Source organism: Novosphingobium sp. BL-S-21 (genome assembly GCF_055521655.1).
Genome location: NZ_CM145495.1, coordinates 337,022 through 351,176, shown reverse-complemented (window position 1 = coordinate 351,176; position 14,155 = coordinate 337,022). Strand labels below are relative to the sequence as shown.

Here is a 14,155-nt window from a genome sequence, read left to right as displayed (position 1 = left end):
AAGGCTGGCAGCATGAGAGGAACAGCACCCCGTCGGTCGCGGCGCCGCGCCGCCTGGCTGGCCGCGGTGGTCATCGTCGCCGCGGCCGTGCTGGCCATTTGGCTCGGATGGCTCGGCGCCTGGAACGCCAGCCCTTTCGCGGACCTGCCGGCAGCAAGCGCCGGCACGGTCAAGGGCGAGCGCTATGCCGCCGTCCTGCTCTCAGGCGACATGGGGCCGCGCGCCGGGCTGGGCGGGCAACTGGCCACCCGCCTCGCGGATCACGGCCTGGCCACCGTCTCGGTCAATTCGCTCACCTACTTCAAGGTCCGCCGCACGCCCGCCGAGGTTTCCGCCATGCTGGCCGAGGCCATCCACCGCGCCATGGCGCTGGGCCATGCCGACCGCGTGATCGTGCTCGGCCAGTCGTTCGGCTCCGACATGGTTCATGTCGGGCTGGAGCATCTTCCCGCTGACGTGCGGCGCCATGTCGCGATGGTCGTGCTCACCGTGCCCACGCGCACCGTGTTCCTGCGCGTCTCGCCGCTCGAATGGCTGGATCGCACGCCGCCCGACGCGCCTGCCCTGCCCAGCGCCATGAAGCTGGATTGGGTTCCCGTCGTCTGTATCCATGGCCGCGACGAGCCGGACAGCCTCTGCCCGCTGCTTCACCTGCCGCGCCTGACGCAGATCGTCCTGCCCGGCGACCATTACCTCGACAAGGATGCCGACCGCCTGTTCGCTGCGATCCGCGGCGCCCTGACCGCGCATTTCGGCCCCGGTCGCATATTCGCCAAGCGCCTCACGAGCGGCGCGGAGATCGCCTCATGACTTCGTTCACCCGCGCCTTGCGGAGCGCTCTGCAGCGCACCCTGCCGCGTCCCCGCCTGCGCGCTTTCCTGCCGGTGCTCGCGCCGCTGCTGATCGGCGCGCTGGCCGCCACTGCCCCGGCCCGGCCGGTCAATACCATCAGCCCCTACGGGCGCTGGCTCAATCCCCGCGGCGACGTGGAAGTCTCGGTCGCGCCTTGCGGGGCGATGCTGTGCGGCACGGTCACCTGGGTCGGCGGCGCGGCGGTGGCCGATGCCACGGATGCCGGCGTCGGCCATCTCGTCGGCACCCAGCTCCTGCGCGACTACCACCGCGAGGAAGACGGCGGCTGGCAGGGGCAGGTCTTCGTGCCGGACATGGGCGAGAGCTTCTTCTCCCGCATTCGCCAGCCCGATCCGGCGCACCTCAAGATCAGCGGCTGCATCCTGCACGGGTTGATCTGCAAGTCGCAGACATGGACACGCCGGTCATGAGCGCGGCCGGGATCCTGCAGCCGCTCGGACGCCGCTTCGCCCACCTCCAGCCGCTGGCCCGCCGCCTGGCGATCCCCGCGCAGCTCGCCGTGGCCGCTTTCGTGCTGGCGCTGGCGGCGATCTGCCTGCACCGGCTGGCGATGTCGCTGAACCTGCACGCGCTGGTCCGCACCGCGCGCGCCATCCCCGCATGGCGCTTCGCCGCCGCACTGGGGCTGACCGGGGCGAGCTACCTGCTGCTCACCATCTACGATGTCATGGCCCTGCGCACCATCGGCCGCCCGCTGCCCTATCGCACGGCCGCGCTGGCTTCGTTCACCAGCTATACCCTCAGCCACAACCTCGGCTTCGGCCTTTTGACCGGCGCCGCCGCGCGCCTGCGCATCTACGGCGCCAAAGGCCTGGGCACCGGCGAAGTCGCCCGCGTCACCGCCATTGCCGGGATCACGTTCTGGACCGGCGTGCTGGCCTCCGGCGCGCTGGCCCTGCTGGTCCATCGCCGGCCATTGGTCGTGGCCGAGCACGTCCTTCCGCTGGGCGTCCAGCATGGCGTGGGTGCCGGGCTGCTCGTACTGCTGTCGGCCGGCGCGCTGACGGCCCGGCGCTGGCACCTGCCGCCCCCGGCAGCGATCGCACGGATGACCCTGGTGGCCCTGGCGGAAATCGCCGCCGCCTGCGGCACGCTCTACGTCCTGCTCCCTCACGCGCCGATCGCGCTCTATCCGCCGCTGCTGCTCGCTTACGTCCTGGCCATCGTCATCGCGCTGGTGAGCCACGTTCCCGGCGGCCTCGGCGTGTTCGAAGCCACGGTGGTCGCGCTCTGCCCGCAGATCCCGGCGGGTGAACTGGTGGCCGCACTGCTGGTCTACCGCATTGTCTACTATCTCCTGCCGCTGGCCTTCGCGATGGTCCTGCTGGTCCGCCACGAACATGCCCGCTGGCGCCGCCCCGCGGTGCTGGCGCTGAAGGCGGGGGAGACGATGATGGTCAGCCTGGCGCCGCGCGCGCTGGCGCTGCTGGTGTTCCTGGGCGGCGCCATCCTGCTGCTCTCCGGCGCGACCCCCGCCTTGCCCGAGCGCATGGCCGACATCCGCGGCATCGTGCCGCTGCCTTTCGTGGAAGCCTCGCAGATCGCCGCCAGCCTGGTGGGCACGCTGCTGCTGCTGCTGGCCCCCGCGCTCTATCGCCGGCTGGACGCGGCCTTTCTGCTCACCCGCGCGCTGCTGCTGGCCGGGGCCGCCTTCTCGCTGATCAAGGGCCTGGACTGGGAGGAAGCGCTCACCCTGCTGGCGGTGGCCGGTATCCTGCAACTGGCGCGCAAGGGCTTCTGGCGGCGAACCGCGCTGACGGCCGACGTGATGAGCGCCAACTGGATCCTGGCGATGGTCGCCACGATCGCGCTGGCCATCGTCATCGGTTACTTCGCCCAGACTTTCCCCGCCTATCGCGGCAGCCTCTGGTGGAAGTTCGCCTGGTCCGGCGACGCTTCGCGCTATCTGCGCACCAGCTTCGCCGTCGCGGTGCTGATGTGCGCCTCGGTCCTGCTCGCCTTCCTGCGCCCCTCGCGCCGGGCACGCCTGCCGGATGAAATCGCGGTCGACGTTGACGCCGCACTCCGCCATGCCACCCGCTCGGAATCGATGCTGGCGCTCACCGGGGACAAGCTGTTCCTGGCCGGTCCCGACAATCGCAGCATGCTGATGTACCAGGTCCAGGGCCATTCCTGGATCGTCATGGGAGACCCCGTGGGCGATCCCGCGGACTGGCCCGAACTGCTCTGGCGCCTGCGCGAGCGGGCGGACGCCAACCAGGGCCGCGTCCTGCTCTACCAGGTCACGCCCGAAGTCCTGCCCATCGCCATCGACATGGGCCTGCAGCTGATGAAATACGGCGAGGAAGCCCGCGTGGAGCTCACCCGCTTCGGTCTCGAAGGCCCTGCGGCCCGGCCGCTGCGCCATGCCATGCGCCGCGCCGAGCGCGAGGGCGCCGAATTCGCCATCGTCCCCGCCGCCCGCGTGCCGGGCCTCATGGCCGAGCTTGGCGCGGTTTCGGACGAGTGGCTGCGCGCAAAAGGCCAGCGCGAGAAAGCCTTCAGCGTCGGCCGCTTCGATGCGGCCTATATCGCCCGCTGCGACGTGGCCGTGGTCCGCTGCGCGGGCCGGATCGTCGCTTTCGCCAATCTCTGGAAGACGGCGGGGCGGCAGGAACTCTCGGTCGACCTCATGCGCCACCGCGCCGAGGTACCTTATGGCTGCATGGACTTCCTGTTCACCCGTCTCATGCTCTGGGGCCGGCAGGAAGGCTACGCCTGGTTCAACCTCGGCCTTGCGCCGCTCTCCGGCATCGAGGCCCGCCGCCTCGCGCCGACCTGGGCACGGGCCGCCGGGATGCTGTTCCGCCACGGCGAGGCCTTCTATGGCTTCGAAGGCCTGCGGAACTACAAGGAGAAGTTCTCCCCCCTCTGGGAGCCGCGCTACATCGCCTGCAACGGCGGCATGGCCACCGGCCGCGCGCTGCTGGATCTCCAGTCGCTCATCGCCGACGGCAAGGGCAGCGCCGCGCGCCAGCATACCGAACGGCAGCGGGAAATGCGTTGAGGCGCAAGCGGGTTCCGAACATGGGCAGGCCCGTCCCGCCCACGGCTTCCCTGCGCCGGGACGCAGCCGCGGACGGCACTCGATAAGGCAGGACATGCCTTCCCCCCGCCGCTATCGTAATCGGCGAAGTCACCAGAATTCCGGAAAAACGCCCCGATGTCCGTCATTGCCGCCCGCCTCTATCGCCAGGGCCACCCCGCCGAGCCGGTCTCGCTCGAAAACTGCCCGCCGATCCAGGACCGGCCCCAGGGGCAAGGCGAGGACTTCGTCTGGATCGGCCTGCATGAGCCGACCGAAGCCGAATTGCGCGCGGTCCAGAAGACCTACGGCCTCCATCCCCTGGCCGTCGAGGATGCGCTGAAGGCGCACCAGTTGCCCAAAGTCGATATCTATGGCGACCAGCTCTTCGTCATCGCCCGCACCGCTCACCTCGAAGGCGACGAAATCGTCTATGGAGAGACCTCGGTGTTCGTGGGCAAGCACCATGTGATCTCGGTCCGCCACGGTTCCGCGCGGGCCCATACCGAGCTGCGCGCCCAGCTGGAGGCCGCGCCCACCCTGCTCTCCAATGGCGTCGACTACGTCCTTCACGCCATTCTCGACTTCATCGTCGATGGCTACCTGCCCATCGTCGAGACCATCGAGGAAAACGTGCTGGAGATCGAGAAGCGCGCGCTCGACGCCTTCCTCGACCGCGAGGACGTGATGCGCCTGTTCGGCCTGCGCCGCGAACTGATCCGGTTCCAGCGCGTGCTGGGGCCGATGGCGGAAGTGAGCAGCAAGCTCGTCCACCTCGACGTGCCCTATCTGGATGCGGCGGTGCGGCCCTACTTCGCGGACGTCTTCGATCATGTGCGCCGGGTCGATTCCATGGTCGCCAGCCTGCGCGAAGTGCTGACGACAGTGTTCGAAGTAAGCCACCTGCTGGAATCGCAGCGCCAGGGCACGATCACCCGCCAACTCGCCGCCTGGGCCGCCATCCTGGCTGTCCCCACCGCGATTGCGGGCATCTACGGCATGAACTTCGAGAACATGCCCGAATTGCACATGCGCTACGGCTATTTCGGGGTGCTGACCGTGATCGCCGTGCTCTGCGCCACGCTCTATGCGTGGTTCCGCCATACCCGCTGGCTCTGATCCTCCCACGCCCGCCGCACATCCCACAGGCCCAAAGGAAAGGCCGCGGAATTCCCTGGGGAACTCCGCGGCCAATCTTCGCAAGCGGTCGTGATCGCTTACGAAGAGCTACCTGTGGTGCTCGAACCCGAAGTGGGGGTCAGCCCGCTCGCGCTCGAACCGGCCGTCGTCGAACCAGTGGCAGTCGAACCCGTGGCCGTGGAACCTGTCCGTGCCGAGCCGGGAACCGAAGCCCCCTGGCCGGTGTCCGTCCAGTTCGTGCCGCCGGTGACGCGCAAGTTGTTCTGGACGTGCTTCACGCCGGTGACGTCATCGGCAAGGTCTTCCGCACGGCGCTTGGCGTTGCGGCTGCCCACGGTGCCGTCCAGCGTGATCTCGCCGTCCTTGGCGACGACGCGGATATTGGTGGCATCCACGCGCCAGTCCTGCGTCAGGCGGTCGTTCACATCCTCGCGGATGCGCTCGTCGGATCGGGTATAGTCCGAAGGACCGCGACCGCGATGGTCGTCCTCGCGGCGGCGGGCGGCCTCTTCGTCGCCAAACCAGCTGGCGATCTCGTCACCGGCCTTCGCGAAGAAGCCGCGTTCCTCGCCATATTCGCGCCACTCGCCGTAATCGCGCGGGCTGCGGCTTTCGCTTTCCTGTTCGCCATAGCCACGGCTGCCGAAATATCCGCGGCCGAACGTGTCGAACGTCGGGCGGTAGCTGAAGCTCGGGCTCAGTCCGCCCCCACCGCCGCGCCGGGCAGAAAAGTCCCGTCCGCCGTAGTCCTCGCTGGTGAAGCTGGCGAAGTCGTTGCCGCCGCTGGCATCGTATTCGCGGCTGGGATAAGCGCCGCGGTCGCCCGAAAAGCGATAGGACTGGTCACCGCCGCGCCGACTGTAGTCGTCGCCATAGGCGCGTTCGCCGTAGCCACGCTCGCGGCCATAGCGCCCGCCGGCTCGTCCGCCCTCTCGATAGCCCGCCCCGTCGCGGCCAGCGGCTCGATAGCCGGACTCGTCGCGGGGATCGCTGCGATAGCGGCCTTCCAGGTCCTCCGCGGACGTGGCGCGGCGGCGGCGCGTCTCTTCGGAATAGCGGGTCTGCTGGTCTTCGTCGTTACCCCAGCCGCCGGTCTGGCGAGGGGATTCGCTTTGCCACTGGTTGGCCTGGCGGGGAGTTTCCCAGTCGGAGTCTTCGTTGCGGTAACCACCGGACTGCTGGCCGCCGAAGTTCGAATCACGCCGATTCATCGATGCTCTCCTTGGTGTCGTTCTGCTATGCCGAGACCGGCCCCGGCCGGGGTGCGGGGGCGCGCTCTGCATCGGCTGATAGTGGAACGTGGCGGGACGGACAGACGATCCACTGCCCAACGCTCAAGGAATCGATTTCATCGCACGCGGAGAAAATGCGGCCGCCCGAAAGCCTAGAACTGCATCCTCACCTGACAGCCGAGCGCGAGCGCATCTGCCGTGGAGCGGAAGCTGAACGCGCCCGGGTCGAGAATGTACTGCACGTCCGGACGCACCACCAGCCAGCGGTTCGCCTGGAAGCCGTAGCTCAGTTCGATGGCCGTTTCCCCTGCCGGCAGCGAGGCATAGCTGCCCGGCACCGGCGCCGTATCGACATGAAGGCGGCGCAGGCGCGGATCGACAACGGCATGGGTGAAGCCCAGCCCCACGGTGTCGGCATCACGGCCCGCGAACGTCCCGGTCTTGACCAGGCCGCCCGCGTACCAGCGGGTGATCTGCGCCGAGATCTGCGGATTGGCCGTGAACTGCCCGAAGACCGAGAGGCCGCGGCTGCTGCCGCTCCGCCCCCTACTCTCGCGCCAGATCATCTGGTCCGCCAGGATATAGAAGCCGTAGCGCCCTTTCACGGTGCCGCCGCCGCCCTGCCGGGTGACGCGAGACGTATCGTAATAGCCGCCCACCTTGTAGTGCCCGGGAAGGACGCGGCTGCCTTTCGCCGCGCCGGGATCGTATTCGAACTCCAGCGGCAGGAGCACGCCGATGGTGCCGCCGGCGAAGGGGTTCCAGGCATTGTCCTGATCGTTGAGGCGCGGGTTCACCTGGTAGAGCCCGGTGCGCACGATCAGGTCCGGCCGCAACCGATAGCGCAAGGCCGCGCCCCAGCGGGCATTGGGGTAGTTGTACCAGCCGCTGTCGCCGGACATCGACAGCGGATGGGCGCAGAAGGCCGCGTTCACGAAATTGCAGCCGATCGGCATGCCGCCCAGATCGTTGCCCATGGCGAAATAGCCGAGCCGCAGGTCGAGCTTGCCGCCCATCAGGCTCTGCTCGATGCTGGCCTCTGTCAGGCGCGCGTAATAGCCGCCGGCCGCCTCCTGGATCGGCAGGCGATTGCCCACGTAGTCCGAAGAGAGGCCCACGCCCCGCCGGTCGTTCACGGTCAGGTGCACGGTGGCGCCCTGCCAGCCGGCCAGGCGCTCCATGTCGAGATCCGTACCCATGCGGACTTGCTGGACGTACGTGGTGCCGCGGCGCTCTCCGCCATCCACGGCCGAGAATGTCTCCGAGACGTAGTCGCCGCGAAAGGTCACGCCCGACTGCTTCAGCCGGGTGCGCAAGCCGCCCCAGTCCCCCGTGAGGGTCTCGCGCCCGGCGGGCGGCGGGACCGGCTTTTCGGCGGCGGCCGGGGGTTCGACCGGCCCGGCGGTTTGCGGCGCTTCCGGTTCATCCGCATGAGCGGGAAGCGCGGCCAGCGGCGCGGCGAGAAGCAGCCCGAAACCGGTGGTCCGGGCGGCACGGCGAATCAAGGTCTGGATGCTTCGGGCCAAGGCCCCCTCCTCCCCGCCGTCCTGCGTGACGCGGGCTTGCGTTCGTTTGAAGGAATAAGGGGCGGCGACCGGCGCCGCCCCCAGCCGCTACTTGAGCGTATAAGCGATCACGTAGTCCCCGCGGTCGGGCGACTGACGCGCACCGCCTGCAGTGATGACGACATATTGCTTGCCCGTCCGGGGCGACTTGTAGCTCATCGGCCCGCCCTGGCTGCCGACCGGCAGACGGGCCTTCCAGACTTCCTTGCCGTTCGCCGCGTTGAAGGCGCGCAAGTAGTAGTCCTGGGTACCGGCGATGAAGACCAGGCCGCCCTGCGTGGCCAGCGTTCCGCCCAGGGTCGGCAGGCCGATCGGGATCGGCAGGCCCATCTTGATGCCCATGGGGCCGGTATCGCGCACGGTGCCGACCGGGACCTGCCACTTCACTTTGCGGGTCTTCATGTCGATCGCCGTCAGCGTGCCGAAGGGCGGGGCCTGGCAGGGAACGCCCAGCGCGGAGAGGAAGCGGTCCTTCACCACCGAATAGGGCGTGCCCTTCAGCGGCACGCTGCCCATGCCGGTGTTGATCGCCTCGCCCGCGGCGCCGGCCTTGCCCGCCTGCGCCCTGGTCTGGGCGACCATGCGCACCCAGAGGCCCAGGCGCATGTCGTTGGCGAAGATCGTGCCCGTGGTCGGGTCGGTCGAAAGCCCGCCCCAGTTCATTCCGCCCAGCGATCCCGGGAAGCTGAGCGACTTGTCGGTGCCCGGCGCGGTGTAGAGCCCTTCGTAACGCATGCCCTTGAAGGCGATGCGGCACAGGAGCTGGTCGAAAGGCGTGGCGCCCCACATGTCCGCCTCGGTCAGCGGGCCCACGCCGATCTGCGGCATGCCCACCGAACGCGGCTGGGTGAGCGCGTAAGGCTCGTTGGGGATATCCGCGGCCTTGACCGCGACGTCGGCCACTTCGGTCAGCGGCTTGCCGGTCGCGCGGTCGAGCACGTAGAGCTGGCCGGCCTTGGTGCCGAAGACCAGCGCCGGGACCGTCCGCCCGTCCTTGGCCGCGAAGTCGATGAAGCTGGGCTGCATCGGCAGGTCGAAGTCCCAGAGGTCGTTGCGGACGGTCTGGAAGTGCCACTTCTCCTTGCCGGTCGTGGCATCGAGCGCCAGCATCGAAGCGCCGTAGCGGTGATCCAGCGACCTCCGGGGAACGCCGTAGAGATCGACCGAGGAACTGCCCACCGGCATGAACACGGTGTTCGACGCCGGATCGTAGGACATCGCCGCCCAGACATTGGGGGTGGAGCGGGTATAGGTCTGGCCCGGCGCGGGCATGCCGGTGATCGCCGGGTTACCGGGATCGAAAGCCCAGCGCAGCTGGCCGGTGACCACGTCGAAGCCGCGCATCACGCCGCCCGGCATGTCGACCTGCACGTTGTCCGCCACGCGGCCGCCGACGACCACGGTAGTGCCGGCCAGGGTCGGCGCCGAGGTCAGCTGATATTGCGGGTCCGGCGCATTGCCGAGCCCGGCCTTGAGGTCGACGCGGCCGCCGTTGCCGAAGTCCGGGCAGAACTTGCCGGTCTCGGCATCGAGCGCGATCAGTTCGGCATTGATGGTGTTCATCAGGATGCGGCGGTGGCACGGCGCGCCCTCAGGCACGGTAACGGCGGTCACCGGGCTCGATCCGGGCATCGCCGGCTGCTGAAGGGGTGCCCTGGCATCGAAATAGGCCAGGCCGCGGCAGCGGTTCCAGACGGAAGCGCGCGCATCGATCCGCGCCTTCCACTTCTCGCGCCCGGTATCGGCATCGAGCGCAATGACGTTGTTGTGCGGCGTGCAGATATAGACGGTATCGCCCACCTGGAGCGGGGTATCCTGGTCCTCGGCGCCATTGCCGTCGCTCACGGCCACATCGCCGGTGCGGTAGGTCCAGGCGACCTTGAGGTTTTTCACGTTGTCGCGGGTGATCTGGTCCAGCGCGGCGAAGCGGCTGCCACCGCTGGTGTTGCCATAGGCTTCCCAGTTCTTCTGCTCATGCGCGGGATCGACCGGGACCAGAGCGCCTTCCGGACCCGAGAAGGCAACGGTCGCATGGGGCACGAACATGCCCGCAAAACCCGCGGCCGAGCCAAGCCCGACGACCGCCGCCACGCCCAGCGCGGGTTTCCACGCCGGAGCCAGGCCGGCAGCGCGGCGCAGCAGCGGATAGGAGACCGCAACCACCGTCGCGCCGACGCCCATGGCCAGAAGGCGCGAGATCAGCGGCCAGAACGAGAAGCCTACTTCCCAGAGCGCCCAGGGAACCGTCAGCAGGAAGACTGCGCCGAACAGCAGTGCACCGATCGGCCGGCGGCGCGCGATCAGCACGCCCGAGACCATCAGCGCGAGGCCGGCCAGTACGAAGTAGAGGCTGCCCCCCAGACTGACGAGCTTCGCGCCGCCGATCGTGAAGAAGAGCCCGGCGGCCACGACCACCACCCCCAGCAGGAAGAGCCATGCCCTTGTCGGCATATTGGCGTCGTGCTTCCTGGCGTCGTACTTCGTGCCCCGCATTCGGCACCTCCTTGCTTTGATTTCACATGCGATTCAGAATCGCGCAGCGCGGAAAAAGGCGAACAGAAACGGTCAGGACACGCGCGATCCGGCCTTCCGGTTCAGGAAAGCAGGAACAGCGCGCAATCAATGCTTTGCCGGTCTGGTGACTGCACGGATTGGAAGCGTCGCGCATTGGCACTCCATCACGCTCTCGACCAATTTGAATTGCGCAAGGGCAATCGCTTATTGCTTTGTTATTGCTATAGTATTCCAAACCATAAAGTTATGGAAGTCTATCTTTACGTTATAGCCGCGCGACATGGAGGCGGAGAACGTCGGATCGGACGCATTGTCTACCGATTAAGTTGACATTGAAGAGGCAGTGTGCGAGCGCCCGGATCGACAGTTTGCGGCCGCCTGCCCTTGCAGGATGCACCGCAAGCGACGAAATGGGCTGCGGCCCGGGCCTTCCGGCCAGCACCGCCGATGGCCCACACCGGCGAAGCAGGCCAGTGGCGGCAAGCCGGTAACGAAAGTAAGCGAATGTCGAATTCCCCGCGCTCCCAACGGTCATGGCTTCCCGGTTTCGGGACTCAGGTCATGCTGGGCATGGTCGTCGGCCTCGGCGCGGGGCTGGTGGTCCGGCAACTGGGTGCCGACAGTGCGCTGGCCAGCGGTGCGAGCGAGACATTCCATACGATCGCCCAGATCTTCGTCCAGCTGCTGCGCACTCTGGTGCCGCCGCTGGTCTTCACCGCCATCATCGCCTCGGTCGCGGCGCTGCGCGGGCTCGACAATGCAGTGAAGCTGGTGGGCCAGACCCTGCTGTGGTTCGCGATCACCGCGTTGATCGCCGTGCTCATCGGCATAGCCCTGGGCCTGACGATCCAGCCCGGCCTTCACGCCAGCGTCGATGCCGGCGCCGCGCAAGTCCCCAAGGCGGTGGGCGGCTGGCTGGACTTCCTGAAAGGACTGGTCCCCGCTAATTACCTGGGCATCACCGCATCGACCACCATCGAGGCGGGCGGCCCGGAAACCGCTGTTTCGTTCAACGTCCTGCAGATCATCATCGCGGCCGTGGCCGTGGGCGCCGCTGCCGTGCGCATCGGTGACAAGGCGGAACCGTTCCTGACCTTCATGACGTCCGCCAACCTCGTGCTGCGCCAGATGCTGCGCTGGCTGATCGCGCTGACCCCACTGGGCTCCGCCGCGCTGATCGCCAATGCCGTGGTGAGCTATGGGTGGGATGCTCTTTCCGCGCTCGGCGCCTTTGCCGGCGCGGTCTACATCGGCCTCGCGATCGTCCTGCTGGCGGTCTACCCGATCCTGCTGCTGATCCACGGCATCAACCCGATCCGGTTCTTCTCGGTGGCCTGGCCGGCCATCCAGATCGGCTTCCTCTCGCGCTCCTCGGTGGGCACCATGCCGGTGACCGAGGAAGTGACGGAGCGCCTCGGCGTGCCGCGCTCCTATGCCGCCTTCGCCGTGCCGCTGGGCTCGACCACCAAGATGGACGGCTGCGCGGCGATCTATCCCGCGATCTCGGCGATCTTCGTGGCCCAGTTCTACGGCGTGCCGCTGCAGCTTTCCGACTATGCGCTGATCGTCTTCGTCTCGGTGATCGGATCGGCCGCCACGGCCGGCCTGACCGGCGCCGTCGTCATGCTGACGCTCACGCTCTCCACCTTGCGCCTGCCGCTGGAGGGCGTGGGGCTGCTGCTGGCCATCGACCCGATCCTGGACATGGGCCGCACGGCGGTCAACGTGGCGGGGCAGGCCCTGGTACCCACGATCGTCTCGGAGCGTCTCGGGATGCGCGGTCCGATGCAGTTCCAGCCCGCCGAAGAGGGTGCCCCGGCCGCGTCCTGACGGGAACCGCGGCTGCTTCCGTGGATTGTTTCCCGAACAATTGGAAAGGAAAAACCATGCGTTCGGGACTTCTCTGGCTGATCGGCGTTCCGATCCCCATCATCCTGCTGCTGGCCTATTGCTCGGGCCACTTCTGATCCGCACGGGAAGCGATACGGCCGGCACCGGCTGAAAGGTGCCACGCGCTCCGGGACGGCGCGAGGCAGTCCCGGAGCTTCATCGTCAATGCGGCGTCGCGCCGGTCTCGAAGCCGGTCTTGTCATGCAGGGCGAAGCGGTCGACGATATCGGCGCTGGCCCGGTTGTAGCCGTCGATCTCCACGCTGCGCCCTTCCCGGCGAAGGCGGGCGACCACCTTGTCCAGCGCGCCGACGCCGGAGATGTCCCAGAAATGCGCGGCCGAAACGTCGATAAGGACGTGCGAGGCCTCGCTCTCGGACTGGAACGCGCGGGTGAAGCGCTGGACCGAGGCGAAGAAGATCTGCCCGGTGACGCGGTACGTGGCATGCGTGCCGTCGGCGGAAAGCACCCGTTCCACCGCAAACATGCGCTGCACTTTGCCCGCAAAGAACACGCCCGAAAGCAGGACCCCCGCCAGCACGCCCAGTGACAGGTCGCGCGTGGCGACGACGACCACGACCGTCACCAGCATGACCGCCGAGGAGGTCGGCGGATGTCGGCGCAAGTTGGCGATCGAGGCCCAGCTGAACGTGCCGATCGAGACCATCACCATCACCGCGACCAGCGCCGGCATGGGAATGCGGCCCACCCAGGGGCCGAGCACCGCCAGCAGGAACAGCAGGAAGGCGCCTGCCACGAACGTCGAAAGCCGTCCGCGTCCGCCCGAGCTGACATTGATAACCGACTGGCCGATCATGGCGCAGCCGCCCATGCCGCCGAACAGGGCGGCAACGATATTGGCGCTTCCCTGGCCTGCGCATTCGCGGCGCTTGTCGCTGTCGGTATCGGTCATGTCGTCGACGATCTGCGAGGTCAGCAGCGATTCCAGCAGGCCGACGGCGGCCATCGTCAGCGAATAGGGCAGGATGATGCGCAAGGTGTCCAGCGTCAGCGGAACCTGCGGCAGCGCGAAGCTCGGCAGGCCCTCGGGCAGGCGGCCCATGTCGCCCACCGTGTGCACGGGCAGGCCCATGGCGATGCCGATGGCCGAAAGCACCAGGATCGCCACCAGCGGCGACGGCACGGCCCGGGTCAGGCGCGGGAACAGGTAGATGATCGCCAACCCGCCCAGGACCATGGCGTAAGTCTCCCAGCCCACATGGGTCAGCTGGGGCAGCTGCGCCATGAAGATCAGGATCGCCAGCGCGTTGACGAAGCCGGTGATTACCGAGCGCGAGACGAACTGCATCACCAGGTCCAGCCGCAACAGGCCCGCGACGATCTGGAACAGGCCCATGAGGATCGTTGCCGCGAAGAGATATTCGAGGCCGTGATCGCGCACCAGCGGGCCGATGAGCACGGCCACCGCGGCCGTCGCGGCCGAGATCATTGCCGGGCGGCCGCCGGTGATGGAGATCACGATGGCGATCGCCACCGAGGCGTAGAGGCCCACGCGGGGGTCGACCCCGGCGATGATGGAGAAGCCGATGGCCTCGGGAATGAGCGCGAGGGCGACAACGATCCCCGCAAGCACGTCGCGGCGCGCCGTCGGGGCGTCGCTGAACCACTGCCGCCGATAGCGGGTGAGAGCATTGGACATGGAAAAAGTCCGCAATTGCGCATGACGCCGGCAGTGCCGGTGCTGAATGAAGGAAGTCATGCGAGATTGTCCGGCGGATCGGCGGCCGGAATAGCCACCCGGATTCTCACCGGGCTCCTTGCGAATGGCGGCCCCTTACACGACCTTGCCAGCCGGTTTCAACCCTTGCACCTGCCAGTTCCTGCGCACGGCCAGCGCCCCGCCCGCCAGTCCTGATAGCGAAACTGTCTGTCACCGGGGCGGCGATCGGTGGTAGA

The 14,155-nt window shown here is 68.0% G+C and carries 10 protein-coding genes and 1 other annotated feature; of the genes, 5 read left to right on the top strand and 5 right to left on the bottom strand.

Annotated features, from left to right (window positions below; translation table 11 throughout):
• The first annotated feature begins 12 nt into the window (after positions 1-12).
• From ACZ1J6_RS01385 to ACZ1J6_RS01370, 4 genes are all read left to right on the top strand, one after another.
• Positions 13-810, top strand: coding sequence for an AcvB/VirJ family lysyl-phosphatidylglycerol hydrolase (locus ACZ1J6_RS01385; RefSeq protein ID WP_134095972.1), 798 nt, complete (start codon positions 13-15; stop codon positions 808-810).
• Positions 807-1,283, top strand: coding sequence for a DUF2147 domain-containing protein (locus ACZ1J6_RS01380; RefSeq protein WP_132268824.1), 477 nt, complete (start codon positions 807-809; stop codon positions 1,281-1,283). Before ACZ1J6_RS01385 ends, ACZ1J6_RS01380 begins: the two co-directional genes overlap by 4 nt.
• Positions 1,265-3,880: a bifunctional lysylphosphatidylglycerol flippase/synthetase MprF gene (gene mprF, locus ACZ1J6_RS01375; protein ID WP_243841240.1), complete on the top strand. Its 2,616-nt coding sequence runs from the start codon at positions 1,265-1,267 to the stop codon at positions 3,878-3,880. Before ACZ1J6_RS01380 ends, mprF begins: the two co-directional genes overlap by 19 nt.
• 156 nt (positions 3,881-4,036) lie before the next feature.
• Positions 4,037-5,017, top strand: a complete 981-nt coding sequence (locus ACZ1J6_RS01370) for a magnesium and cobalt transport protein CorA (protein WP_132268825.1) — start codon at positions 4,037-4,039, stop codon at positions 5,015-5,017.
• 98 nt (positions 5,018-5,115) lie between these two features.
• On the opposite strand, the gene ACZ1J6_RS01365 is transcribed toward ACZ1J6_RS01370, so the two are convergent.
• From ACZ1J6_RS01365 to ACZ1J6_RS01350, 4 genes are all read right to left on the bottom strand, one after another.
• Positions 5,116-6,249, bottom strand: a complete 1,134-nt coding sequence (locus ACZ1J6_RS01365) for a BON domain-containing protein (RefSeq protein WP_134095971.1) — start codon at positions 6,247-6,249, stop codon at positions 5,116-5,118.
• 173 nt (positions 6,250-6,422) lie between these two features.
• Positions 6,423-7,796: a carbohydrate porin gene (locus tag ACZ1J6_RS01360; RefSeq protein WP_243841239.1), complete on the bottom strand. Its 1,374-nt coding sequence runs from the start codon at positions 7,794-7,796 to the stop codon at positions 6,423-6,425.
• A gap of 87 nt (positions 7,797-7,883) precedes the next feature.
• Positions 7,884-10,328 (bottom strand): glucose/quinate/shikimate family membrane-bound PQQ-dependent dehydrogenase, encoded by a 2,445-nt coding sequence (locus ACZ1J6_RS01355; RefSeq protein ID WP_134095970.1) that lies wholly within the window; start codon positions 10,326-10,328, stop codon positions 7,884-7,886.
• A gap of 22 nt (positions 10,329-10,350) precedes the next feature.
• The gene (locus ACZ1J6_RS01350; protein WP_165921496.1) at positions 10,351-10,503 is read right to left on the bottom strand and encodes a hypothetical protein; all 153 of its coding nucleotides are present in this window, start codon (positions 10,501-10,503) and stop codon (positions 10,351-10,353) included.
• 350 nt (positions 10,504-10,853) lie between these two features.
• Here ACZ1J6_RS01350 and ACZ1J6_RS01345 point away from each other — a divergent pair, with 350 nt between their 5' ends.
• Entirely contained in the window at positions 10,854-12,179 is a 1,326-nt protein-coding gene (locus ACZ1J6_RS01345) for a dicarboxylate/amino acid:cation symporter (RefSeq protein WP_134095969.1), read from the top strand.
• 222 nt (positions 12,180-12,401) lie between these two features.
• On the opposite strand, the gene ACZ1J6_RS01340 is transcribed toward ACZ1J6_RS01345, so the two are convergent.
• Positions 12,402-13,898 (bottom strand): SulP family inorganic anion transporter, encoded by a 1,497-nt coding sequence (locus ACZ1J6_RS01340; protein WP_134095968.1) that lies wholly within the window; start codon positions 13,896-13,898, stop codon positions 12,402-12,404.
• A gap of 64 nt (positions 13,899-13,962) precedes the next feature.
• Positions 13,963-14,018: a sequence feature (sul1 is cis-regulatory element that is thought to sense ions involved in sulfur or methionine metabolism; They are found in Alphaproteobacteria), on the bottom strand.
• Positions 14,019-14,155: the final 137 nt, after the last annotated feature.